Genomic DNA, 24,622 nt, shown 5'->3' with positions numbered 1-24,622 from the left:
TTTTGGTAAAAAGGGGGAGATCCCCCTATCACTGTCTAAAATAATCCTACAGCTTTTCCGTCTTCAGTCACATCCATATTTAGTGCCGATGGCTTCTTCGGTAGCCCGGGCATCGTCATGACATCACCCGTTAGAGCTACGATGAATCCAGCGCCTATAGATGGACGGAACTCACGTATTGTAATTGTAAAATCCGTTGGTCTTCCGAGCAATGTTGGATCATCTGAAAGTGAGTATTGAGTTTTCGCCATACAAACTGGAAGATTGCTCCACCCGAATTTTTCAAAATCAATCATTTGTTTTTTCGCTTTACTCGAGAACTCAACATCTTTTGCACCATAAACAGTTTTAGCAATTGCCCTTACTTTCTCGTCAATAGTGGCTGATAATTCGTAAATAGGTGCATAGTGATTCTCACTATTTTCAATCGTCTCGAGTACCTTCTTAGCAAGCTCCACTCCACCTTCGCCGCCTTTTTCCCATACTTCTGTAAGAGCAACAGGATAAGAATGTTCCGCACACCAAGATTCAATTTTTTCAACTTCTTTTTCTGTATCTGTAACAAATCGGTTAATCGCCACTACAAATGGCAGTCCGAATGCTTGAATGGTTTCAATATGTTTTTGAAGGTTCTCTAAACCTTTCGCTAAAGCTTCCACATTCTCTTCAGTTAAATTTTCCTTTTTAACGCCACCATGCATTTTTAAAGCTCGGTTAGTTGCAACAATGACAACTGCTTCTGGCTTAATATCTGCATATCTTGCTTTAATGTCGAGGAATTTCTCAGCTCCAAGATCAGCACCAAAACCACCCTCTGTTAACACATAATCAGCTAATTTTGCTGCCATTTTTGTGGCAATTACACTATTACAGCCATGAGCTATATTAGCAAATGGTCCACCGTGAATAAGAGCTGGTGTGTGTTCAAGTGTTTGAACTAAGTTCGGTTTAAGAGCATCCTTTAATAAAAGGGTAAGCGCGCCCTCTGCTCCTAGGTCTGCTGCTGTGACCGGTTGTTTATGTATATTATAAGCTACTACTATTTTTGATAGTCTTCGCTTCAAGTCCTGTATGTCGGTCGCAAGACAGAAAATCGCCATAATTTCTGATGCAACGGTAATATCAAAACCGTCCTCACGAGGTACGCCTTGAGTCGGTCCTCCCAACCCAACGACAACATTTCGTAGCGCACGGTCATTTAAATCAACAACCCGCTTCCATGTGACACGTCTGACATCAATTTGAAGTTCATTTCCTTGATGGATATGGTTATCAAGTAATGCAGATAGTGTATTATTTGCTGTTGTTATCGCATGAAAATCTCCTGTAAAATGCAGGTTTATGTCCTCCATTGGGATCACCTGTGAATATCCGCCACCCGTTGCACCGCCTTTGATTCCCATAGTTGGTCCTAGGGATGGTTCTCTCATCGCAACCATTGCTCTTTTTCCAAGCTTAGCAAGTCCTTGTCCAAGTCCAACAGTGACTGTCGATTTCCCTTCCCCCGCCGGCGTAGGGTTAATGGACGTTACAAGGATGACTTTACCGTCCTTTTTTTGTTCTAGACGCTTCATCACGTCTAAGGAAATTTTCGCTTTGTAATGACCATAGGGTTCTAGTTCTTCTTCAAGTAAATCTAACTGTTCTGCAATCTCCTTGATCGGCTTTAACTCAGCCTCTTGAGCAATTTCAATATCAGACTTATACTTTGTTGATAAACCCATGCACAATACCCCCAAGACTATTTTAATGAACAAACTTCCTTTACCTCTTTATCTTACCTTATTTGACACATAGGTATAAAGTGAAACTTCTATTTATTCCCTTCCTTCACCACATAAAACAAGTAAAGATTTTTTATTTGATATTCCTGTGTGAATTGTTGTAAAATTTCAATTATAAGAAACTAGGAGATGATAGGATTGCCAATTAATATCCCTCATGATTTACCGGCAAAAGAAGTATTAGAATCTGAAAATATATTTGTAATGGATGAAGAGCGCGCGTATAGTCAGGACATTCGTCCACTTAATATAGTAATCTTAAACATTATGCCAGAAAAAGAACGAACTGAAACTCAGCTCCTTAGACTACTTGGAAACTCCCCATTGCAGCTGAATATTACACTACTATTCCCAGAAACGCATGTCGCAAAAAACACGGGAAAGAATCATCTTGATAAATTTTACACTTCCTTTTCTGCCATTAAGCACAGAAGGTTTGATGGAATGATCATTACAGGTGCACCGATTGAGCATCTTTCATTTGAGGATGTAAACTATTGGGAAGAACTAAAAGAAATTATGGATTGGACGAAAACCAACGTAACCTCGACCTTACATATTTGCTGGGGTGCACAAGCCGGACTTTATTATCATTATGGGGTTAAAAAATACCCTCTACCTGAAAAATGTACGGGTGTGTTTCACCACCATTTAGTCAATAAGGATGTGAATTTGGTTCGCGGCTTTGATGATTTGTATTTTGTACCTCATTCCCGGTTTACTGAGGTAAAACTTGAGGAAATTAAAAATACTGAAGAATTAACACTTTTATCTTTTTCAGATGATGCAGGTGTGTGCCTAGTAGCTTCAAACGACGGAAAGCAAATTTTTCTTACTGGCCATCCTGAATATGATGTTAATACGTTAAAAGAGGAATATGAACGTGACCTCGCTAAAGGAAAGGTCATTATTCCTGTTAATTATTTTCCAAACAATGACCCAGCCAATCCACCGGTTCACAGCTGGAGATCACACTCTTATCTATTGTTTGCAAATTGGCTTAATTATTATGTTTATCAAGAAACTCCATATGACTGGGAATGATAGAAGGTATCTCGGGTTCGAGATACCTTTTTTTCTTACGCCTTTTTTAAAATAAACACCCACATAAACGATAATGCTTGTTTTAGTTCCTTGGGTAATCCCTTCGTTGCTTCTACTTTCACAGCATCCTTATAAACAGGATGACCATCAACTACTCGCCAGCCATTTTCCGATACCAATTGCTCAAATTCCCAGGGCATCATCGTATTTTGGATGACGGTCTCCCCATACAAGCGTCGATATGCATGTTGCCTTGGTCCTGCCGTAGGACCTAATAACCCAACACAAAAGATACCTCCTGGTTTCGTCACACGCCTAATTTCATTGACTGCTTGGAGCGGTATCTCAGTCCACTCAATTGAGTTAATCGCCATGATACCTGAAAACGTTTCATCCTCAAAAGGAAGACCTGTCAAATCGCCTTGTGTAAATGAAAGGTTTTCTGATTGACTCCTTTTATTGGCTTTTTCAATCATTTCAGCTGAAATGTCGACCCCAACTACTTGAAACCCACGCTCAGAAAGTATAAATGAGCCATAACCGTCACCACAGCCTGCATCCAAAATATGAGCTTTATCCTCTAAGTGCTTTGAAAAAAACGGAATGATGGTGGATCGGCTTCCGGAATTCCACATTGCTTGGCTTTGCATACTCCAAAAGTCAGCACGACCATCCCATTGCTTCTCAGCTTCTTTATGCCAACTGAAATCGGACATCCTAATCACCTCTCTATCTTATAGATGTTCTTTTAGATTATATTCGCGTAATAGTCCTTCTAATTTAATTGCTTTGCCAATATCACCTTTCATTTTTAATTTCCCTGTCATAAAAGCAGCTGTTCCACCTAGCTTTCCAACTAAAAACTGCCTAAAGTTTGCAAGTGAAAGAATTAATATACAATTTGCTCCTTCAGAAACCTCTAATACCTTTGCCTGACCATCCGCAAGCTGAAGTTGATAATTTGCTTCTTCATCTCCTGTAATGTTGAATTGATAGATGACATTAAAGCCTTCAATTGGTCCTGGGTTCTGGTTAATCACTTCTTCAATTCTTTGCATCATTTCAGATAACGTGTAATTCTCGATACCATTTGTCATGTTAGCATCCTCCCAATTATTAAATGTATTTGCAAAACAATGAGTACGAAATCGTATTCTTCATACAGAAAAAGATTATTCCTGCATTCCAAGATTCACAAAGGCAGAAATAACGATTCGGTTTAATAATCTAGAGATTCCCTCAAAATCAAATGTCTCGTCTTCATTGTTAAAAAAATTTTGCATAATAACTTCATTAATTGCACCAACCATTGCTTGAGCCACGATTCGCATTTCCGTCTTTGAAACAGTTTTGGGTAACTCTGTCTGAACTGTTTGCAGAATAATAGATGCAAACACTTGGTGAGACCTTTGGCGTACCAATTCAACATTACGCGACACCCCAACTGATTCAACCAATAATATTTGAGCAACATTTTTATTTTCAAAACAAATTTGGATATACCGATTGATCCCAGCAAACGCTTTATATGACATGCTTTCTTCTAGTGAGATTGCTAGTTTAACTTCCTCAGACATTTCGTTGCCGAGCTGTTCAAACAAGGCAACCATGATATCTTCCTTGCTTTTAAAATGCTGATAGAAGGTTGTCTTTGAAACTCTCGCCATTTCGACAATTTCAAGCACAGATGTCTTTTGATACCCCAGTTCTGTAAACAACTTAAGTCCAGCAAATAAAAGTTTTTCTCTTGCCTCTATCGGCATCTCTGTTACAAATAACAAGTCAATCCATCCATTCTCTTAGTACGTGTACGTATCAGTAATCTTTTTCTATTATACAACCTGGTTTTATTTGGTTCAATGTAGTTTTTCGAAAATTTTAAAATGAGAGAAAAGACTTTTCGTCTTTTCTCTTACATTTTAATTATTATTTAGTACTTTTGCCGGAAACTCAAATTCTATTTTCCCTGTTTGGTCATTCCATTTAAGGTAAGCATCAAACATTTTACTGTCTTTTTTGAAGCCTTTTATTAAGTTTGTCTTATTTGCTGAAAGTAACTTTTGAACATTTGTTTTTGTAATTGTTTTTCCTAAGATCTTCCCTGAGATAGTGAATTGGCAGCCTTTTGTTTTATAGTTTGCACAACCATAAAATTTGCCTTTATTGATGACCTCTCCACCACATTTTTTACAGGTTCCTACGACTGTACCGATTTCTTTTTTATTATAAGAGCTTTTTTGAGAACTAACATTTTCAATATTGATACTTGAAATATCCCAAGTATCACTTTGTACCTTAGCATCATCCACAATTTTTTGGGAAAGCTTTTTCGTCTGAATCATAAATGAGGCTGGTGAAGCTTTGCCTTGTCCTATTTCATGAAGACGCTGTTCCCATTTCGCTGTCATTTCAGGAGATGCAAGAATTTTTTCACCAATCACATCGATTAATAGAATTCCTTTTTCTGTTGCAAATACTTGGTTTTTCTCGACGTTTATATAGTTCCGTTGTTTTAACATTGTGATAATACCTGCGCGTGTTGCTTCGGTGCCAAGTCCTTCCGTTTTGGCAAGTATTTTCTCTAGCTCATCATTGTCAATATGCTTACCTGCCGTCTTCATTAAGGTAATCAACTGTCCTTCAGTGTAGCGTTTCGGTGGCTGTGTTTTTCCCTCTTTTGTGTAACTGTTTTCGACAACTCCAGCTTCCCCCTTTTCAAGGGCAGGCAGGATTACATCCTCATCCTTTGAATTCTCCTCGAAGAGCACTTTTCTCCACCCTTCCTGAAGCTTTACCTTGCCCTTTGTTACAAATTCAGCGCGCTTATCTACTAATGTTTTTACGGTTGTATAGTTAAAAATAGCAGGCTTGTAGTGCGCGGCAATCAAGCGTTTTACGATTAGATCATAAATCTTCTTCTCATCACCAGATAGCTTTGCAGGATGTGGAACCTGCTCAGTTGGAATAATTGCATAGTGATCAGTCACTTTTTTCTCATTGACGTAACGAGAATTATTCATGATCGACACATTAGGCGTTGGAAAATAAGCCTTATAGTCTTCCAGTTTTTCAAGCTTTGAAAAAACTTCTGGGATTGTCTGTGCTTCCCCTTTTGTTATATAGCTTGAATCTGAACGGGGATAGGAAATAATCCCCTTCGTATATAGGCTTTGTGCGACATCCAATGTCTTTTTTGGTGAGAATTTAAATGCTTTGTTTGCCGTTGCTTGTAGACTCGACAAATTAAATAGTAAAGGTGGCTGATATTCTTTCTTCTCCGTTTCCACTTCAGCAATTTCCGCAGGCTTATCTTGACAAAATGCCGCGATCCTTTCCGCCATGTCTTGTGAAGAAAGCCGTGATTCATTATCCTTCATCCATTTCCCTTCATACTGTTTACCATTTATTTGGAAGTTGGCAAAAACCTCCCAAAATGGCTCAGATTTGAAATTCGCAATTTCTTTTTCACGTTTTACAATCAAGGCCAAAGTAGGCGTTTGAACTCTTCCTGCTGAAAATACATCAGATACTCCTTTTTGCTTAAGTAGTAATGTGTAGACTCTAGACGCATTCATCCCAACGATCCAATCGGCACAAGCCCGTGCCTTCGCTTCAAAGTATAGGTTTCTAGTATCCTCCTCCATTAATAGATTTTGAAATCCATCCTTGACTGCTTTTTCCGTTAAAGATGAAATCCATAATCGTTTTAACGGTTTACTGACCTTGGCCATTTCAATAATATTACGAATGATTAGTTCTCCCTCACGACCAGCATCACCTGCATGAATGATTTCTGTTACCTCTGGTTTACGAAGGAGATTTTTTATAATGGTAAACTGTTTCCATTTTGATTTCATGACCCGATATGAGAAATGATCGGGAATGAGAGGGAGTGTTTCGATTCGCCACTTTTTCCAGGCAGGATTATATTCTTCGGGGGGAAGCAACTCACAAATATGGCCGACTGCCCATGTAAAGTAAGCACCCTTCGGAAATAATGGATTGGGCGAAACCTCGATAAACCCTTGAGATTTCTTACTCCTAAATGGAGCCGCAAGCTTCATCGCTTGGTCTGGTTTTTCCGCGATAATAACCTTCATCTTATTCCTCTTTTCAATTACACTACTAAGATTATTCTATCAAAACTTTATGATTCATAGAAATACAGATTTTGGTGGGAGAATGAGAGGACAGATAGGAGAGATAGGAGAGATAATAAAAGTTAAAAAACCATTCAAGATGGTTTTTTAACTTCATGTCTTTGGAGATACATATGGGATTGTTCGACAATATGATGGATAGAGATGACAGTTAAATCACCATGTTGCACCGTGCCAACGGCTAGACGCCCTTGATCATCCTCAACTATGAATGGCGTTTCATGATCTGCAGTCATTATACTCTCACATATGGAAACTATTTTTTTATACAAATAATCCTTACTAACCTTGGTGCTTCTTAAATTCGAGGTAAACCTAATGATGATTTCTTTCCCGTTGTAATTATGTCTATACATAATAGTAGCCTCCATCCAACAGTAATAGTAAAGCGCTTTCAACTTCATATTTTTTGAAAGATGAATCGATAATCGTATTGGACACCTCAAACTTCTCTTTTTATCATTATATCAAATATTGGAATTTCTTCAATAATTATTCGAATATATAAAAATATTTAACAATTTTCACATTTATCCTCTTCTTTGTCACAAATATTTTCCAATAATACGTAAAAAACCCTTTATTCCCTTGACTTAACACGATTTAGGTTGTATATTAAAATCATCATTTAGCTAGTAGTTTAGTATTTTTTTTACAATATTATTATTTTTAAAGATACATAATTAGGTAGCTAATTGATAAAAATTTTTACGATGCACGGTTGTGCCGAAGGTTTAGGAGGAAAAGCATAATGCAAAACGGTAAAGTAAAATGGTTTAACAATGAAAAAGGATTTGGCTTCATCGAAGTTGAAGGCGGAGACGATGTATTCGTACACTTCACAGCTATCCAAGGTGATGGCTACAAATCTTTAGAAGAAGGCCAAGAAGTTTCTTTCGAAGTTGTTGAAGGAAATCGTGGACCTCAAGCTGCAAACGTTGTAAAGCTATAATTCTTACATTTTAACTTAACAATGTGAAACCAAGGCTGATTTTTTTATCAGCCTTTTCTTTGAGCTCTTTCTACCCGAAAAGAGCCCTTTTTACATATATTAAGATAGCTTCTCTCCATACTCTTTCAGCTTTTGACCAACGGTGCAATTTTTAATACAAAAGTTTTGGGCATAGCGTTTGCCATGTTCTTTGCGAAAATATTCTTTTACAAAACAATCTTGGCAATAGGTGTCAAGTATTTCACCAACTTCCAAAATAAGTTCCTTGCGTTTCATGAAAAAAATCAGCTCCTATTTTCATCGGTATCACCCACTCGAACGAACAATGATCCATCCTCATCAAATTCACCTACTTTATGAGTATGATGAGTAGGCTTAATTACTTACCCTTTTATTTCAATTTTACTGGAAACATTTGTTCCTTCGAGCGCCTGAGTAGCAAGTCTATCTGCTTCTGCGTTCTGTTTCCTGCCAATCGGATCATAGATTGGATGAATCCCTAACTTTTTAATTCTCTCCTCTATCCTGTCCAGCCACCTATTCAGGTTCTCCTCAAAACACGGCCACTCCCCTGACAATTGTTTTAATACAACATGGGAATCCCCTTTAAATGTGACAGTTGCATGCTGTACACCTATTTCCTCTAGTGTATTTAAAAGCAACCAGAATGCTGCGTATTCTGCCTCGTTATTTGATTCCATTTCTTCAAATACTTCATTTACTCTTACCCGATAAGGCTTTTTATTTTGGGAATAGTATATAGCAACACCTAAGCCGGCCTTACCTGATTGTATATCAAACCCACCATCAAAATAAGCAATAATATCCTGAGGTTCAGTTTCGACTACTTTAATCAATTTAATGATTTCTTTTTTTGTCCATTTTGTATGACGCTCATCATAAAATACAAGGTCCTTTGTGCGTCCAGTTCGTTCAAAGTCATCTGCTAAGAGCAATGCCTCTTCCACAGATACTTCATCTGACATTAAGGTGATCACTTGGTTTTTTGGCGTTTTATAAGTCCATTCCAGCTTAAGTTTCATCATGCTCATCCTCTCTAGTGGAACGTATCTTCATTTTTCCTAATTTTTTACTCATTATACACTTTTTCCATTAGGTTATGTACTTCCACTTTTATTCATATCGTACTATAATTAATCTTTGACAATTAAATGAGGTCCTTTCGCGGTTCGTAAACTCCCGCGTTATCAAAACTACAGGAGGTAATAGTATGTATAACGAAATTCTTTGGTTCGTTTTTGCAATTGTCAATTTTATTTTAGTCTTAACGATTTACCGCATCTTCGGAAAATCCGGGTTATTTGTTTGGATTGGTTTTTCAACGGTTATAGCAAATCTTCAGGTAGTAAAAACGGTTGAGCTATTTGGATTAACCGCTACCCTCGGAAATATTATGTATGGAACAACCTTCTTAATCACTGATATTCTGAATGAAAAGTATGGAAAAGAGGAAGCGAAAAAAGGTGTTTGGCTTGGCTTTTTCACACTGCTTTCAATGATTATAATCATGCAGTTTGTTCTTGCGTTTAAACCTCATGAGGTGGACTTTGCTCAGGGCTCATTGGAAACAATTTTTGGACTTCTTCCACGGATTGCCTTAGGAAGCCTACTTGCGTTTTTGATTAGTCAGTATGCAGACGTGATTATTTATTCGAAAATTAAAGCACGCTTTCCTAAGGATAACCAGCTATGGTTACGGAATAATGGTAGCACAATGATAAGCCAGCTACTTGATACATTAATCTTTACCAGTGTTGCATTCTTAGGCGCATATCCGTTTGACGTATGGATTGAAATTTTCATAACGACATACTTTATTAAATGGTTGGTTGCATTAATCGATACACCATTTATTTATATGGCTAGAAGATTTCATAAAAATGCATAACCAACGGGATGGAAAAGGATGTCTGTGAACAGACATCCTTTTCTTATTATCTTCACAACTTTACATGATTAATGATAAAATAGGCATTATTTAGTATATTTTGGAGGCAATAGATGATCGAAGTGTATATAGATGGTGCAAGCGCTGGTGACCCTGGTCCTTCTGGTGCTGGGGTTTTTATTAAAGGAAATGGTGTCGTGGAAAAACATTCGATTCCTCTTGGGATTATGACGAACCACGAAGCTGAATACTATGCTCTTCTAAAAGGTCTTGAAATTTGCATCAAGAATGACTACAGAGTCGTATCGTTTCGAACGGATTCACAACTGGTTGACCGAGCGATAGCAAAGGAATACGTTAAAAATAAAAAATTCGCTCCTTTGCTTGAAAAAGCATTGCAGCTCTCCAATGAACTTGACCTCTTTTTTCTTAAATGGATCCCAAGCACACAAAATAAAGTGGCTGATGAATTAGCAAGACAAGCCATTCGAAAAAATGAAGCTTGAAGAAACCCTTGGACTAACTTGTCCAAGGGTTTTATGCCATTATATTTCGTTCTTCTACAAAACGATACGCTTGTTTTCGACTTTGTATTTGATTTTCCTTAAGCATCTCTAATAAAGATATGAAGAAGCTTCCATCAAATTCCTTTTGGGCCTTTAAAGTGATTTCAATTGCAACATTGACAATTTCGTCTGTTGCATTGGTATATTGCTGACCAAATGTAATGAAACCAACTGCGTCCTCTCCAAAATTAAAACCCTTTTGCGCCAAGAATTGTAAATATTCATTTACTTTATTTTCTAATTTAAACAATAGACCCCAACCCCAACAAAAAATTCTACCCTAATAATATCGCATTTTTTGTCGAAATACTACGATTTTTTTGTTAAAAAATGGGCTATTGTACCTGCAATCATTCCAAATATTGCTCCACCAAGCACTTCTTCTGGCTGATGGCCAAGTCTTTCTTTTAATTTCTGTTCCTTGTTATCATGGTAGTGATGGTCCTTTTGTCCTGCTAATCGCTCTATTTCTTCATCAAGCTCGTTCACCTTAATGGTGAGTTCCCCTGATTGGCGACGGATCCCTTGTGCATCATACATAACGATTAAACCGAATACGGTGGATAGTGCAAAATCTATCGTGGGAACGCCTCTTCTTAACGCAATAAAAGTAGCAAGTGAGGATACGCCAGCTGAGTGCGAGCTTGGCATCCCACCCGTTTCAAAGAAAGTGCCCCAATCCCATTTTCCTGTTTTGACTTTTTTGATTGGAATTTTTAAAAATTGAGCAAGCCCAATTGTAAGTAGCGCAGTATAGATTCCTTTGTTCACGATTCTCACCTCATGGTTAGTTTCATGTATCACCTCATTTTCTATTCAAGACATATTCCAAATTAGGATGGAAATAATACGAAATGGAGGTGACATATCATGGCACAAAAAGGAAACAACCGCGGAAAAGCACCAAAAGGCGTAAACCCACAAGGACATAATGAAGATACAGAATTTTCAATGGAACCAAAAAGTGAGCTTGAGAACAGAGCAAAGAAATCAAATACAAAAAGATAAGATTTTTATGAGATGCCCTGTGGTTGGTTGAATCGCGGGGCATCCAAAAAAAGAGCACTCAAATTGAGTACTCCATTAACTAATAAATTGATCCAAGCCTTTAAATTCAAGCTCTGAGAACTTTTCATGCACTTTTTCACGGTTAATTTGGATTAATGCATCATCAAGTGAGCAATTAATCGGAACTTCGCAATGAATTCTCGCCAATTTCCGTGATAAATGCAGCATGTCTAAATCTTCTTTGATTTTAGTCTTTTGTCCTTTTGTAAGAGTTTCTACATTTTCAAGAATACCTTCAATTGACCCGAACTGTTGGAGTAGTTTAAGTGCTGTTTTCTCACCGATCCCTCTAACACCTGGATAATTGTCACTTGTATCACCCATTAACGCTTTTAGGTCTACCATTTGCTGAGGAGTAATTCCTTTTTCTTCAAGAAAACTTTCACTCGTATACTCCGCGTAATTACCTATTCCTTTTTTCATAATTAGAACCGTAATACTTTCATCAAGCAATTGCAAAATATCTTGGTCACCAGTCAGAATGATCACATCAGAGTCTTGGCTATATAGTTTTGCAAGCGTACCTATACAGTCATCTGCCTCATATCCAGAAAGTCCAACATTCGGGATATCAAAGGATTCAACTACATCCTTAACTAAATCAAATTGTGGAATTAACTCTTCAGGTGGTGCGCCACGATTTGCTTTATAACCATCATACATTTCTGTACGAAATGTGGAGCTCCCCATATCCCAACAGCAAATGACATGTGAAGGCTTGTACTTATTGACGGCAGTCATCATATGTTTTATAAATCCGTGAATCCCATTTGTTGGAACCCCTTTACTATTTACCATAAAATATCCACTCATTGCTGTTGCATAAAAAGAGCGAAACAATAATGCCATCCCATCTATTAACATAATCTGATTTTTCATCAGCATATCCTCCCCTTTTAGCAAAATCTTCATAAATAGAATTATAACATATATCTACAGTGCATTTGTTTGTATCTTCCTTCCAAGCGCACAAAAAGGCCCTCTTACACAAGAGGGCTCACATTTATTTACTCTTCATTTTTTCTGCTTCAATTTCTGCATAGGAAGCAAAATGATAAGGGGTAGTCCTTTTTCCTTCTTGCTTTTTCTCCTTTTTCGAAACAGATTGTTTTTCTTTTTTCACATGCATGTCTCCTTTACGAGAGATTGTAGTTAGTATTAACCCAACATGCATGTATTATTTATTTGCGGAATGCGTACTCATTCACCATTTCAACTGTTACAAGCTTTCTCAAAGGAACAATTCCTTTTTTTGCTAGTTTGTTCATTTCGTTTGTCACTTTATTAATTTTATCAACGGTGAATTCTTTGTTTTGTTTGGCTAAAGAAACTGCCTCATCAATAAAAAGTTCCCTCTGTTGCTCAAGTCCCACGAATGTTTTTACAATTTCGTGCTGTGATTTTGAATGTTTTGTGATTGCTTCATGGACGTTTGTCATTATTTCTCCTCCGTTGTTTCAGTCTTCATTAGTTTAACAATATGGGGTTTAGGCGTCCAACAATTGAATTTGTAAGCTGGCTTTGTATCATAGCCTAAACGTGCACAACTGTAAATCATCTTGCCACCTTTTCGTTCTGCTACGAAATGAACACAAGTGGCACATGCATGATACTTTGATTTCGAGTAAGCCAAAATCAATTCACCCCATATGCTCCATATAGTATCCGCTTAGCTTTTCGTGTACCTGTTCTAGGTTGTCGATATCGATATCCTCAGATAGAATTTTGGTTACACCATCGAAATACTCATGGATTTCTTGCAATGCATCTTTTTGAAGTACTTGTAGCCCTTTATTAAATTCCTGTTTGTAGAAATTAACAAGGTATGCTTGGTTTTCTTCAAGGTATGAGCTAACTGGAGCATCTAGCAATACTTCTATTTCATCCTGCATTTGTTTTTTCTCATTTTTCTCGAAAAATGATTTAGGATTTTTGAACAGAGCTAGTGCCTTTTTGTAACGTGTGTGCTCTTCCTGCTCAAGCCCATTCTTAAATTCAATCGCTTCAAAATCTAGTTCAAAGGACTCTGATATACTCATATTTGAATTGATCGACTTAATTTGCTCATTAAAAGTTCCGATTTGTCCATGTAGTCGCTTTGAAATAAATGTTTCGATCCGCAATGAAGTGGCGCGCAATTCCTGGGCTAAATCAAAGCCGACTGACTCTAAAAATTCAGCTAAACATGATTGTAACGCTTTTTTCAAATCTCGGCCATCATCTCTCAGTGATGATGGGTTGAATGCTTCCTTAAACATATCTGATATACGTAGGAAAACCCTTTGCTTAATGTAGTAACTAAGCTCCTTGATTTCTTGCTCAACCACTCCAAACGCTTCCTGTTGATCAACAGTTTCAATAACAGACTTCATCTTCTCATGCTGGTCTTTAGCATCTTGAAGTTTAGCACGCTTAATATCCTTATCTTCCTTTGCAGATTGAATATACGAGTCAATGATTGACGCAGCACGCTGAATATCAACGTATCCTTCATTAACTGCTACTTCTGTCAACTCATCAATAACAAATGAATGAAAATCAGCTTCAAAACATTCTATACCAGAAGTTGCAAGGATTCCACGATCTTTCTGACTGTCTTCGTTAAGCTTCTCAAGTAAGGCAGCACGACTTGATACGGGATAGAGTCGTGGAAAACGAATTCCATAGCTTATAAGCTGTGACTCGACATAATCTTTTACATCTGATAACTCTTCAGTTGAGTTTGCCAAATCTGCCGCATTAATGATGAAGAACATCTTATCCATACTGAAGGTGTCTTTAACACGGCCAAGTTGAATTAAAAACTCACGGTCTGCTTTTGAGAAAGCATGATTATAATACGTTACAAATAGAATGGCATCGGCATTTTTAATATATTCAAAGGCAACCCCTGTATGGCGAGCATTGATTGAATCTGCTCCTGGCGTATCTACCAATGTAATCCCTTGCTTTGTTAATGGACAATCATAATAAAGCTCAATCCATTCTACAAAACATGCCTTTTCTTCCTTCGCGACATACTCATTAAAACCATCCATATCAGTTGTTAAAACGTGATCTAAATCTGAAGCGATGCTCTCAAACCCTGCCAACACTGCTTTTAAGAATGAAAAATGAGGCTTTTCTTTCGCTTCGATTTTTTCGATATTGCTAATTTTCGATTTTATGATTTCTATACTGGCATCAAGACTTCCCGCTTTTTCGCCAAATATGTGTAATGAATGGTTGATATCGTCTACTAATTGATTGGTTGATTTTATTTTTACCAGTACTGTTCCATGTTGATGTTCATCCGTTGGAAATGTAATTTTATTTATTGTTGCTGTTGTTGGATTTGGTGAAACTGGTAGTGCATGTTTCCCCATTAATGCATTAGCAAAGGAAGATTTCCCTGCACTAAACGCTCCAAATAATGCAACCGTAAAATGTTTATGTTTTAAGCGATAAGCTTTTTCCTGTATATCTTTAGAAAGCGTAGAAAGACCTGTAATCGGCTTAATTAATTCATGCGCTTTTTCTAATCGATCGATCGCTTGCTCAGATGATCCTTTGTTTTCTTTTTGCTGTTGTGTTGGTTTTTCATCAGATTTTTGAGTGGATATCTTTTGATTCTTCAAATCCTGCAGTATTTCTTCAGTGGAAGATATTTCAACATTTTCAGCAAATCTTGATAGTAGGTCTTCAGAAGATTCCACACGATTTATTTCAGAATTTCCATTCATGATGTCGTCAAGCTTCGAACGAATTTCAGTTCGTTTCAATTCAAATTTCTTCAAACTGGCAAACGCTTCTTGATAAACCTCATATTTGTCTAATTCCGCTTTTATCCCTTGCTCTTCTTTTACAGTACTTGACTTAACCTGCTCAAGAATGTCATTTAATAACGCTACTGCTTTTTGTTTATATTTTCTCTTAATATAATTTCCTACATCATCTGTATAAGTTAAAATGTATTCCCCAGTAACACCCGCACCAGGCTTAACTAAATCTTGTAACTCATTAGCACTCAATTCCGTTGCAAGCTCGTTTCCAGTCGGTTGTTTCGACAGACGTAAGTTCCCTGCAAATTTCCCGACAAAGTCCTTTAAATGCCATTCCAATTGAGTGGACATTCTTTCTTTCACATCTGCTAGGAAAGCTTGCTTTCGATCTTCACGTTCTTTTTCTGTTTTATTTTTGGAGAATAACAATCCAACCTTAAAATCAGGCTGCATACATTCAACAAAATTTTTCGCTAAATCACGTGTTTGGAACGGCATCAGAATTGCATTTGATAAAATCGTGTCAATTTCATCCATAAATTCTACTTCGATTTTTTCCCTGTTTTTTGCAAAGCTAGTTAATTGATTGTTCAATTTTTCAATTTGAGTGGGAATTGTCTCCCGCTCCGCTTCTGATAATGACCTGAGCTTTTCTTTTGTATCTTCGAGCTCTACAGCATTTTTATCGTCTAAAAATGCAATATGCTCTAAAATAATTTGTTTTGCAGAATGGAATACACCTTCTAATAAAAGCTGTTCCTTGTTCGCAATTTTATCATGGAGCAGCTGCTGAACCTGCTTAAACTGATTATGCTCGTGATCGGGTTCCTTTAATGTCGTGAAAAAAATATCTGAATAAGCTACATTCCAATTCTGAAACGCTTCTTCGACACCTTGTTTAAAGGAAGCAAAACTTAGCTCTGATTCTTTATGTTTATCAACTTGGTTTACGATTAAATAAACCGTCTTGTTTCGATCCGTAAGTTCCTTTGTAAATTGGAAATTCAGCTCTGAAAGGACATGGTTGTAGTCCATCACATAAAACAGCAAATCTGCTAAATGGAGAGCAGATTCAGTTGATACACGATGGGCGTCATCAGTAGAATCAATCCCTGGCGTATCCATCACAATTACTTGCTCAGGGAGTTTCATATGATCATGACTAATTTCAATGGACTCAATTGCTTCCCCGTCTTTAGCATATGATTTGATTACATCATAATCATAGGGTGCTGGGTATTCAATGATTTTTCCGTCACGGTAATAGACACGTGCGTATTCTCGTCCTGACTTTACTTTTACTAAATTTGCACTTGTTGGAATCGGGCTTGATGGTAGAAGACTCTCCCCTATGAGTTCATTAATCATGCTCGACTTTCCAGCTGAAAAGTGTCCAGAAAAACCAATCATATATTCAGAGTTATATAGCTTTTTTAGCAACTGAATAGTTTTGGAACTGCTTTCTTTATCATTGTTTTTTTCAAAAATGTCATACAGATAAGAAAGTCTTTTTTCTAAATCTCCCTTTGTGATGTGTTTAATTTGATCTGTTTGTATCATGTCTAATCCCCTTATTGTACATTGCATAAAAATTCAATATATATGTATTTTACTCTACACCTATGCTTTTGACAAAGCAGAATATTAGGAATCCATTTTTTCATAAAAAAAACCAGGTATTTACCTGGTTACATGGATGGCATTATGATGTTTTTTCTGGTTTTGTTTTGAGTTTAGAACGTTATGTAGGACGTGATACATGATAAAGCTGTATATTCCAATTGTTAGAGTTATAAATAAAGTTAGCAATCTAATCACCAGCTTTCAAATGATAGTGATAATTATTTTCATCTATAAATAGTGTATCAGCAGTTTTCGCCCTTTTCAATCTTTTTTTAACGTTTTCATTCTATTTGGAATGAATCGATTGCGGACCAAGCCGACATTCTGATATTCAACATGAACTGCTAAAGCTCGTTCTTCGATTGGAATCCGAACAGCCATTACCATCAGGTTCAATAATGTGAAAATAATAGCCGTTATATACGCCTGGAATAACACCGGGATTAGGATTAACTCTAACGCTACAACAAGGTAATTAGGGTGCTTTAGATATTTATATGGACCTTTTGCCTGCACTTGTTTTGTCGGGAGGATCATAATTTTCGTATTCCAAAACATCCCCAATGATTGAAGTGCCCACAATCTCCCTAACTGTGTTAACGCAAATAAGAAAAAAAGAACAGGATAAAATATTGATAACTCTTTGCTAAAATAGACAACTTCAACCATGAGCGACACAAAAAACAGGATATGCATGAGTACAATGTATTTGTAATGCCCATGCCCTACCTCGTAGCCACCTTGAGTCAGAATCCACTTTTCATTTCTTTTTGCAATTCGCATTTCAATTAATCTTTGGGCGATTACCAACGTAATAAATATCCAAAATATCATCCTATTTCCTCCATTGTAAAAGGACTAACTCTGAACTAAACCCAGGTCCTAAGGCTGTAACAAGTCCATAGTCGCCCTCATTACTTAGCTGCTTTTCCATAAATTCCTTCAGTACATAAAGCACCGTTACAGATGACATATTCCCCTGCTTTCGTAAAACGTCTCTAGCGATTTCTGTCATCGAGCGTGGTATTTCAAGCGCTACCTCATATGCGTCCAATACCTTTTTTCCACCTGGATGTGCGATAAAATGCTTTATTTTGTTCATATCCAGCTGATTTGCATGTAAATATTCATCTACATTTCCTTTTAACCACGATTTCACGATACTTGGGATATCCTTTGAAAAGATGACGTGGAGACCTGTATTTCTTATATCCCAGCCCATGACATCCTCTGAATCTGCCATTAAGGTCGATTGCGCTGAAATAAATTCGGGTAAAACATCCGATACTGACCATTCCTGATACTCTACTTCATCTCCCACAATACACGCACAGGCTGTTCCATCCGCAAATAACGAAGTGCCTATTAAATTGCTTTTAGTAAAATCATTTTTTTGAAATGTTAAGCTACAAAGCTCAACTGCAACTACAAGCACCTTTGCATCAGGGTATGCTTTACAGTAATCAAATGCCCTCGCCAATCCAGATGCCCCTCCCGCACAACCAAGTCCCCAGATTGGTATCCGCTTTGTATGTGTTCCGAAATCCATTTGATTCATGATCCTTGCTTCAATACTTGGCGTAGAAATTCCAGAACTCGATATAAAAATGATGGCATCAATTTCTTTCGGCGTGATCTTTTTTTTAAGCAGGTTGGTATTATGTAAGCAGTTCTGAATGGATTTCACTCCAAATGAAATTGCTTTTTCAATATATGTATTATTTTTTTCTTCAAAGCTATGGTCTTTGCTATACCACTCTAATGATTCGCTGAAATAGCGTTCCTCGATTTCACTATTAGCGAATACTCGGATGAGACGGTCAATGTCTGGAAAATGTTCTTGGAATAAGTCCTTGATAAATTCAGTTGTTTTGGATTGATTAATCTTATGTGGTGGATTACAAATACCAACTGAAATGATTTTAGGCATGGGAGCCCCCCTCACTTTAAAGGCAATCTCTTAAGGTTACTTTTTCCAGTTTTAAAATTAGTATGCAAACAATTAAAAAAGGGCACAAAAAAAAGCCTTCCCAACACGGGAAAGCTCACGTTTCAAAGGAGTTGTTTTGTTGTTGTGCATTTATAGTATAACTCAAACTTTTCAAACATTCACTAGTTAAATTTTGGATTCATAGGAGAGAAAATTCTTTTCTTTCTATAGTAATGTCTTTACGATTTCTTCTCGCTTTTTGTCGATTGCATTAAAGTCCATAGCAGCCTTATAGTAATCTTCAAGTTTGTCATGAAGTCTTTTTGCTTCGCTTAAATAGTTCGTACCAATCGCCATTTTATTCTTGTATTCTAGGTTAAGCTCTTCAATTTCTTTTTTAAACGTGTTTTCAATTTTGGCGTCCATGCATAAAGCAAACATATCTACGATTTCATCACCCTCACGGAATGGGTCGACAACATGTGGTGCCGTTCCATCTACAATCGAGACACCCAACTTTGGAATGATGATCATATCTATGCTTTTCGGGTCAAAGGCACAATGGAAATATTCAACTGATAATCCCTGTTGTTCAGCATGCTTGGCGACCTTCTTCATCAACGTCGACTTTCCACTCCCTGGTCTACCCTTTATAATATAGCGCTTCTCATAATCTTCTGTAAGATTATCAATGAAATTAACTGCACCCTTCGGTGTAGCCGCTCCAAAGAAACGCCTTCTTTTTGTTGGATGTTCCTCGGCTGTAAATGGTTTATTAAATATTGCATCGATCAAGTTTTGAAGGACAGCATCTGCCTTTTTAAAGCTCATGGATGAAACATAAATATCCTCGCGCTTTAGATGTACCTTCTTAGCTTCCGCAAAGGTTTTATAAGCATCTTCAAAGTTCTTTGAAATATCATCTGTTAGTTCGATGATTTCATCCTTAAATTGAGCTAAGTATTGATCATTGCGGTATTGACCGAGATCAATCACCTTTTCAATGACTCCAGGGTATTTAGGCTCGATCACATGTGGTGCTGTTCCGTCTACAAATCCTAATTTTCGTTCAGGAATAATGATTCCATCTATAGAGTGATTATCTGAAGAACAGTGTAAGTATTCGAGATCGAAGCCTTTCTCCATAAACACAAGACCGATTTTCCTCATGAAGGTGGACTTCCCTGTTCCAGGTCCCCCTTTTAAAATATAGAGAGTTTCTAGCCCTTTTAATGCCTCATCATAAAACGAGTAAAAACCTACACTTGAATTTGTACCTGCATAATAATTTTTTACTTTTGCCATATAAACTACATACCTCCTTGTAGACATTCGCCTACATTAGAGTATGGCAGGTATAGGTTGTGTGTGAATAAAAATAATATTGTTTTCGAACTGTAACATTTTATTTTTTCTATTTTAATAAACCTTTTACTTTCATATTCACAAAAAGATCACTATAAAAAATAGTGATTAAGAGGACTTTTGATCGTTCTTTTGTACATTAATATCAATTTGACTAATTGTACCATTCCCACATTTAAAACATCTTTCTTTATTATTTAACAAGAGCGTATGACATCTAGAACAATAATACCTAATCATTTACACACCACTCCCTTTTTTATTATCTTATGTTGAAGTTTGAATTGCTGTTATAACGTATGTCACAAATTAGTCAAATGTTTTCTTTTCCAAATGTGATAAAAATCACTGTTTTATTAAGTTTTCACTATTAATATAGTGATTAGATTAGGAATGAACAATTTGTGAAATAGTCAAAACCGACTAGTTTTTATCAAATTGTTTTGTATGATGATTATGTAAAAACCTTTGAATTTACGCTTGAAGGGGGTCGTGAGGAATGGCGAAGACACAGCTTACAAAAACAAACCAAAAGACAAAAATTGAAGATGAAAGAACTTCCTTAAAAGGAACATTAGCATCTGTATTTTTACTTGGACTTTTCTTAATTTTATCTTGGCTTGGTGTCTATTTCTTGTTCTTAGACAGATTGTAAAAGTACTCTCTACTTAAGAAAACAAGGGGAACTCATAAAAAATGGCTTATAATATTTTATGAGAAAACAAACAGAAAAAGAATGTGAAAATTTGAAAGGGGAAAAAGCCATGCATCTGCATAAATTTGAAAAAATATGGCTCACTTTTGGTATCGGAATACTTTTCGTATTTCTAGCAGTTGTTGGTGTTGGCGCATTTGCGATGGGTCATCAGCCAGCAAGTAGTATTAAAACAATAGATCCAGAAAAGGTTGCTGAAACAGCACCATTTGATAATCCTGGACTTGTTCATATTGAGGGTAACAAATATGAATTAAACCTTGTTGCAGAAGCCTTTGCGTATACACCAAGTACGATCCAAATTCCAAAGGACGCTGAGGTAACAATTAACGTAGCAACAAAAGACGTTGTTCACGGATTTTCGATTGCCGGTACGAACGTCAATATGATGGTTGAACCTGGATATGTTAGCACTTATACTCAAACATTTTCTAAAACAGGCGAATTTTTAGTATTATGTAATGAATATTGTGGAGCTGGACACCACTTAATGATGGCAAAAGTTGAGGTGACCGAATAATGACAAATTCAAATTTTAAAGTAGACAGAAACGATGGGAAATTAGCAATGGCACACTTTTATGTTGCCTTCGCTGCTTTACTTCTTGGAGGAACTGCAGGTTTACTCCAAACTCTAGTTCGTTCAGGGAAATTTACATTACCAGCTGGAATCGGTTACTATCAACTATTAACCGTTCACGGAGTATTATTGGGACTTGTACTTACTACATTTTTTATCATAGGATTTTTATTTGCAAGTTTAAGTAAAACAGCAGGAACCCTTTCACCGAAAATTCGTTTAACGGGTTGGATTGGTTTCTGGACAATGACAATTGGAACTGCTTCTACAGCAACTACAATTCTTTTAGGTGAAGCATCTGTTCTATACACGTTTTACGCACCTCTACAAGCACACCCGTTCTTTTATATTGGGTTAGCACTAGTTGTGGTTGGTAGCTGGATCAGTGGCTTTGCAATGTTCACTCATTTTGGCAAGTGGAAGAAAGCAAACCCTGGTCAAGTAACACCATTATTAAGTTTTATGGCTGTAATGACAATGATTTTATGGTTAGTTGCAACACTGGGTGTAGCTGCATCTGTTCTTATTCAATTTATTCCATGGTCTTTTGGTTGGGTTGAAACAATTGATGTTCTCATCAGTCGAACCTTATTCTGGTATTTTGGTCACCCACTTGTGTATTTCTGGTTATTACCTGCATACATGGCATGGTATGTTGTGATTCCAAAGGTAATCGGAGCAAAGATCTTCTCAGATGCCCTTGCAAGATTATCATTTATTTTGTTCTTGTTATTCTCAATTCCAGTAGGATTCCACCATCAGTTAACAGAACCAGGTATTGATCCAAACTGGAAATATTTACAAGTTGTTTTGACATTTATGGTTGTAATTCCATCTTTAATGACGGCATTCTCATTGTTTGCGTCTTTCGAGTCATACGGAAGATCAAAGGGAGCGACAGGCCTGTTCGGCTGGTTTAAAAAGCTTCCATGGGGAGATGCTCGTTTCTTCGCACCATTCATTGGTATGTTATTCTTTATTCCAGCAGGTGCGGGCGGAATTATCAATGCAAGTCACCAAATGAACCAAGTTATTCATAATACAATTTGGGTAACCGGACACTTTCACTTAACCGTAGCAACAACTGTTTTACTAACATTCTTTGGTATCGCCTACTGGTTAATCCCGCATTTAACTGGTCGGGTCATGACAAAAGCGATGAACAAACTTGCCATTATTCAAACAATCGTATGGACAATTGGTATGACGTTTATGTCAACTTCCATGCACTTTGCTGGCTTATTAGGAGCACCAAGACGTTCTGCTTTCTCCACATACGGAGATTCAGCACAAGCAATGGATTGGATACCTTATCAAATTGCTCAAGCGATTGGCGGCTCTATTCTATTTATTGGGATCATCTTAGTTCTAGTCATTTTTGTTAATCTTGCCTTCTTTGCTCCAAAAGGTGAAACAGAGTTCCCTGTAGGTGAAGTTTCTGAGGAAGCAGAAAAAACACCTATGATTCTAGAAAACTGGAAGCTTTGGGTCGGTGTACTAGCAGTATTAATCTTAATTGCTTATACAATTCCGTTTGTCGATATGATTCAAAACGCACCACCAGGGGCAAAACCATTTAAACATTTACTATAGAATCATAAAAGCTACGCAATGTCTGGATTGCGTAGCTTTCTTTTTTATAACTTATAAATAGCACTATATTTAGTTTCTAAATATTGGATTAAATAGTTAGCATTTAACCCCTCACCTGTTACATCTTTGATGATTTCTAAAGGCTTTTTCATTTTTCCATGCTTATGGATATGTTCAGTTAGCCATTCTTTTATTGGGAGTAAGTTCCCCTCTTCAAGCAACTCGTCAAAGTTAGGAATATCCTTTACCATTGCATTCTTGAATTGAGCCGCATACATATATCCAAGCGCGTAGGAAGGGAAATATCCAAAGCTACCGCCTGCCCAATGGACATCCTGTAGGACTCCTTTTGCATCATTTTCAGGACGAATACCTAGATACTCTTCATACTTAGCATTCCATATTTCAGGTAGGTCTTTTACTTCAATCTCATCATTAAACAAACCTTTTTCAATTTCATAACGCACCATGATATGCAATGGATATGTTAATTCATCTGCTTCGATTCGAATGAATGATGGCTTTGATTCATTTATTGCTCGATAATAGTCTTCTATTGATACCCCATCAAATTGACCACTTGCATATTCTTTTAATAGCTCAAAATTATTTTTCCAAAATGACAGGCTGCGCCCGAGTATATTTTCATAAAAAAGTGATTGTGATTCATGTATCCCCATTGAAGTTCCTTGTGCAAGGTTCGTTCCAACTAAATCTGCAGAAATGTTTTGCTCATAGAGAGCATGTCCACCTTCATGGATCGTTCCAAAAACCGCAGTTCTAAAGTCATTTTCAACATAATTTGTTGTAACACGTACGTCCCCTGGATTTAAGCCAGTAGCAAATGGGTGAACAGTTTCATCAAGACGTCCTGCTTCAAAGTCATACCCCATTTTTCTTAGAATCTCTAAACTTAATGCACGCTGTTTTTCCTTAGGAAATTCATTAAATAAAAATGAAGTTTCTGGTTTGTTTTGTGATTCTGTTACTGCTTTTACAAGTGGTACGATTTTATTACGTAATTGAGCAAACACTTGATCAACTACCTCAACCGTAACACCTGGCTCGTACATATCTAGTAATGTGTTATACTTGTTCCCTTCATAGCCCCAATAGTTTATAAATTTCTTCGTGAAATCGACAAGCTTTTCCAAATAGGGGCGGAACAATTCAAAATCAGATTTTTCTTTTGCATCCTCCCATACAGATTCAGCTTTTGATTGAAGAATCACAAACTCACGAAATTCATCTGCAGGAATTTTTTTGTTACGTTCAAAATCCTTTTGACATTCCTCAACTACTTTTTTTGTGATTTCACTAAGTTGTTGTTGAGCTTCAGGACTCGTTAATTCTTTTAAATAGGTTTCCATTTGGACGGAAGTAGATATCGCAAATACTTCAGAAGACAGCATTCCAATAACTTCTGAGCGCTGTTCTACTCCTTTTTTAGGAGCTCCAGTTCGCAAGTCCCAATACATAACTCCAATTGCTTCATTGTAGCTTGTCATTTTCTTTACTAATTCAAAAAACGCTCGTTCAGTTTTTGTTAGTTGCTCTGACATCATTAGTCCCC

At 36.9% G+C, this 24,622-nt stretch carries 25 protein-coding genes; 8 read left to right on the top strand and 17 right to left on the bottom strand.

The window, feature by feature from the left end; genetic code table 11:
* Window positions 1-35: 35 nt before the first annotated feature.
* Window positions 36-1,724 carry a formate--tetrahydrofolate ligase gene (locus ACFSFW_RS01835; RefSeq protein ID WP_304219114.1) on the bottom strand — a complete coding sequence of 563 codons (1,689 nt, stop codon included), beginning with the start codon at window positions 1,722-1,724 and terminating at the stop codon, window positions 36-38.
* A gap of 198 nt (window positions 1,725-1,922) precedes the next feature.
* Between ACFSFW_RS01835 and metA the strand changes: the two genes are divergently transcribed.
* A complete protein-coding gene (metA, locus tag ACFSFW_RS01830; protein WP_304219112.1) occupies window positions 1,923-2,828 on the top strand; it encodes a homoserine O-acetyltransferase MetA in 906 nt (301 codons plus the stop codon).
* 35 nt (window positions 2,829-2,863) lie between these two features.
* Here the strand turns inward: metA and ACFSFW_RS01825 are convergent, their stop codons facing one another.
* The 5 genes from ACFSFW_RS01825 to ACFSFW_RS01805 all read right to left on the bottom strand — a co-directional run bounded on the left by ACFSFW_RS01825 (window position 2,864) and on the right by ACFSFW_RS01805 (window position 7,344).
* Window positions 2,864-3,544: a class I SAM-dependent methyltransferase gene (locus ACFSFW_RS01825; protein ID WP_304219111.1), complete on the bottom strand. Its 681-nt coding sequence runs from the start codon at window positions 3,542-3,544 to the stop codon at window positions 2,864-2,866.
* An 18-nt stretch (window positions 3,545-3,562) separates the two neighbouring features.
* On the bottom strand, window positions 3,563-3,925 hold the full coding sequence (locus ACFSFW_RS01820) for an SCP2 sterol-binding domain-containing protein (RefSeq protein WP_304219109.1): 363 nt from the start codon (window positions 3,923-3,925) through the stop codon (window positions 3,563-3,565).
* 75 nt (window positions 3,926-4,000) lie between these two features.
* Window positions 4,001-4,609, bottom strand: a complete 609-nt coding sequence (locus ACFSFW_RS01815; protein WP_099362802.1) for a TetR/AcrR family transcriptional regulator — start codon at window positions 4,607-4,609, stop codon at window positions 4,001-4,003.
* 138 nt (window positions 4,610-4,747) lie between these two features.
* Window positions 4,748-6,928, bottom strand: coding sequence for a DNA topoisomerase III (locus tag ACFSFW_RS01810; protein ID WP_304219105.1), 2,181 nt, complete (start codon window positions 6,926-6,928; stop codon window positions 4,748-4,750).
* Between the two features lie 134 nt (window positions 6,929-7,062).
* Entirely contained in the window at window positions 7,063-7,344 is a 282-nt protein-coding gene (locus tag ACFSFW_RS01805) for a hypothetical protein (protein WP_304219103.1), read from the bottom strand.
* 395 nt (window positions 7,345-7,739) lie between these two features.
* Between ACFSFW_RS01805 and cspD the strand changes: the two genes are divergently transcribed.
* Entirely contained in the window at window positions 7,740-7,940 is a 201-nt protein-coding gene (cspD, locus tag ACFSFW_RS01800) for a cold-shock protein CspD (protein ID WP_099351608.1), read from the top strand.
* Between the two features lie 99 nt (window positions 7,941-8,039).
* On the opposite strand, the gene ACFSFW_RS01795 is transcribed toward cspD, so the two are convergent.
* Both ACFSFW_RS01795 and ACFSFW_RS01790 read right to left on the bottom strand, forming a co-directional pair.
* Window positions 8,040-8,216, bottom strand: a complete 177-nt coding sequence (locus ACFSFW_RS01795; protein WP_099351609.1) for a zinc-finger domain-containing protein — start codon at window positions 8,214-8,216, stop codon at window positions 8,040-8,042.
* A 107-nt stretch (window positions 8,217-8,323) separates the two neighbouring features.
* A complete protein-coding gene (locus ACFSFW_RS01790; protein WP_304219098.1) occupies window positions 8,324-8,983 on the bottom strand; it encodes a ribonuclease H family protein in 660 nt (219 codons plus the stop codon).
* 188 nt (window positions 8,984-9,171) lie between these two features.
* Between ACFSFW_RS01790 and ACFSFW_RS01785 the strand changes: the two genes are divergently transcribed.
* The gene (locus ACFSFW_RS01785) at window positions 9,172-9,849 is read left to right on the top strand and encodes a queuosine precursor transporter (protein ID WP_304219096.1); all 678 of its coding nucleotides are present in this window, start codon (window positions 9,172-9,174) and stop codon (window positions 9,847-9,849) included.
* A 113-nt stretch (window positions 9,850-9,962) separates the two neighbouring features.
* Window positions 9,963-10,355, top strand: coding sequence for a reverse transcriptase-like protein (locus ACFSFW_RS01780; protein WP_099362797.1), 393 nt, complete (start codon window positions 9,963-9,965; stop codon window positions 10,353-10,355).
* Window positions 10,356-10,386: 31 nt separating this feature from the next.
* Here the strand turns inward: ACFSFW_RS01780 and ACFSFW_RS01775 are convergent, their stop codons facing one another.
* Both ACFSFW_RS01775 and ACFSFW_RS01770 read right to left on the bottom strand, forming a co-directional pair.
* On the bottom strand, window positions 10,387-10,665 hold the full coding sequence (locus ACFSFW_RS01775) for a DUF6123 family protein (RefSeq protein WP_099362796.1): 279 nt from the start codon (window positions 10,663-10,665) through the stop codon (window positions 10,387-10,389).
* A 59-nt stretch (window positions 10,666-10,724) separates the two neighbouring features.
* On the bottom strand, window positions 10,725-11,186 hold the full coding sequence (locus ACFSFW_RS01770; protein WP_388034693.1) for a divergent PAP2 family protein: 462 nt from the start codon (window positions 11,184-11,186) through the stop codon (window positions 10,725-10,727).
* Between the two features lie 99 nt (window positions 11,187-11,285).
* Here ACFSFW_RS01770 and sspL point away from each other — a divergent pair, with 99 nt between their 5' ends.
* On the top strand, window positions 11,286-11,423 hold the full coding sequence (sspL, locus tag ACFSFW_RS01765; protein ID WP_304219089.1) for a small, acid-soluble spore protein L: 138 nt from the start codon (window positions 11,286-11,288) through the stop codon (window positions 11,421-11,423).
* A 75-nt stretch (window positions 11,424-11,498) separates the two neighbouring features.
* Here the strand turns inward: sspL and ACFSFW_RS01760 are convergent, their stop codons facing one another.
* The 6 genes from ACFSFW_RS01760 to ACFSFW_RS01735 all read right to left on the bottom strand — a co-directional run bounded on the left by ACFSFW_RS01760 (window position 11,499) and on the right by ACFSFW_RS01735 (window position 20,102).
* The gene (locus ACFSFW_RS01760; RefSeq protein ID WP_388034689.1) at window positions 11,499-12,362 is read right to left on the bottom strand and encodes a 5'-3' exonuclease; all 864 of its coding nucleotides are present in this window, start codon (window positions 12,360-12,362) and stop codon (window positions 11,499-11,501) included.
* A 302-nt stretch (window positions 12,363-12,664) separates the two neighbouring features.
* Window positions 12,665-12,922, bottom strand: coding sequence for a YpbS family protein (locus ACFSFW_RS01755; protein WP_388034686.1), 258 nt, complete (start codon window positions 12,920-12,922; stop codon window positions 12,665-12,667).
* A 201-nt stretch (window positions 12,923-13,123) separates the two neighbouring features.
* Window positions 13,124-16,804 carry a dynamin family protein gene (locus ACFSFW_RS01750; RefSeq protein ID WP_388034683.1) on the bottom strand — a complete coding sequence of 1,227 codons (3,681 nt, stop codon included), beginning with the start codon at window positions 16,802-16,804 and terminating at the stop codon, window positions 13,124-13,126.
* Window positions 16,805-17,128: 324 nt separating this feature from the next.
* Complete coding sequence (locus ACFSFW_RS01745) at window positions 17,129-17,701, bottom strand: isoprenylcysteine carboxyl methyltransferase family protein (RefSeq protein WP_388034680.1); 573 nt, start codon at window positions 17,699-17,701, stop codon at window positions 17,129-17,131.
* A 1-nt stretch (window position 17,702) separates the two neighbouring features.
* Window positions 17,703-18,797 (bottom strand): type III polyketide synthase, encoded by a 1,095-nt coding sequence (locus tag ACFSFW_RS01740; RefSeq protein WP_388034677.1) that lies wholly within the window; start codon window positions 18,795-18,797, stop codon window positions 17,703-17,705.
* Between the two features lie 225 nt (window positions 18,798-19,022).
* On the bottom strand, window positions 19,023-20,102 hold the full coding sequence (locus tag ACFSFW_RS01735) for a PRK06851 family protein (protein ID WP_388034674.1): 1,080 nt from the start codon (window positions 20,100-20,102) through the stop codon (window positions 19,023-19,025).
* A gap of 559 nt (window positions 20,103-20,661) precedes the next feature.
* Here ACFSFW_RS01735 and ACFSFW_RS01730 point away from each other — a divergent pair.
* From ACFSFW_RS01730 to ACFSFW_RS01720, 3 genes are all read left to right on the top strand, one after another.
* Window positions 20,662-20,817, top strand: coding sequence for a cytochrome c oxidase subunit 2A (locus tag ACFSFW_RS01730; RefSeq protein ID WP_099351623.1), 156 nt, complete (start codon window positions 20,662-20,664; stop codon window positions 20,815-20,817).
* Between the two features lie 109 nt (window positions 20,818-20,926).
* Window positions 20,927-21,397: a cytochrome c oxidase subunit II gene (locus ACFSFW_RS01725; protein ID WP_099351624.1), complete on the top strand. Its 471-nt coding sequence runs from the start codon at window positions 20,927-20,929 to the stop codon at window positions 21,395-21,397.
* A complete protein-coding gene (locus ACFSFW_RS01720; protein ID WP_304219075.1) occupies window positions 21,397-23,049 on the top strand; it encodes a b(o/a)3-type cytochrome-c oxidase subunit 1 in 1,653 nt (550 codons plus the stop codon). The genes ACFSFW_RS01725 and ACFSFW_RS01720 overlap by 1 nt, the downstream gene beginning before the upstream one ends.
* A 44-nt stretch (window positions 23,050-23,093) precedes the next feature.
* On the opposite strand, the gene ACFSFW_RS01715 is transcribed toward ACFSFW_RS01720, so the two are convergent.
* Window positions 23,094-24,611, bottom strand: coding sequence for a carboxypeptidase M32 (locus tag ACFSFW_RS01715; RefSeq protein WP_388034670.1), 1,518 nt, complete (start codon window positions 24,609-24,611; stop codon window positions 23,094-23,096).
* Window positions 24,612-24,622 lie beyond the last annotated feature (11 nt).

It is taken from the genome of Ferdinandcohnia salidurans, assembly GCF_042680725.1.
Classification (GTDB): domain Bacteria; phylum Bacillota; class Bacilli; order Bacillales; family Bacillaceae_L; genus Ferdinandcohnia; species Ferdinandcohnia salidurans.
This window is presented reverse-complemented; position numbering and strand designations above follow the sequence as displayed.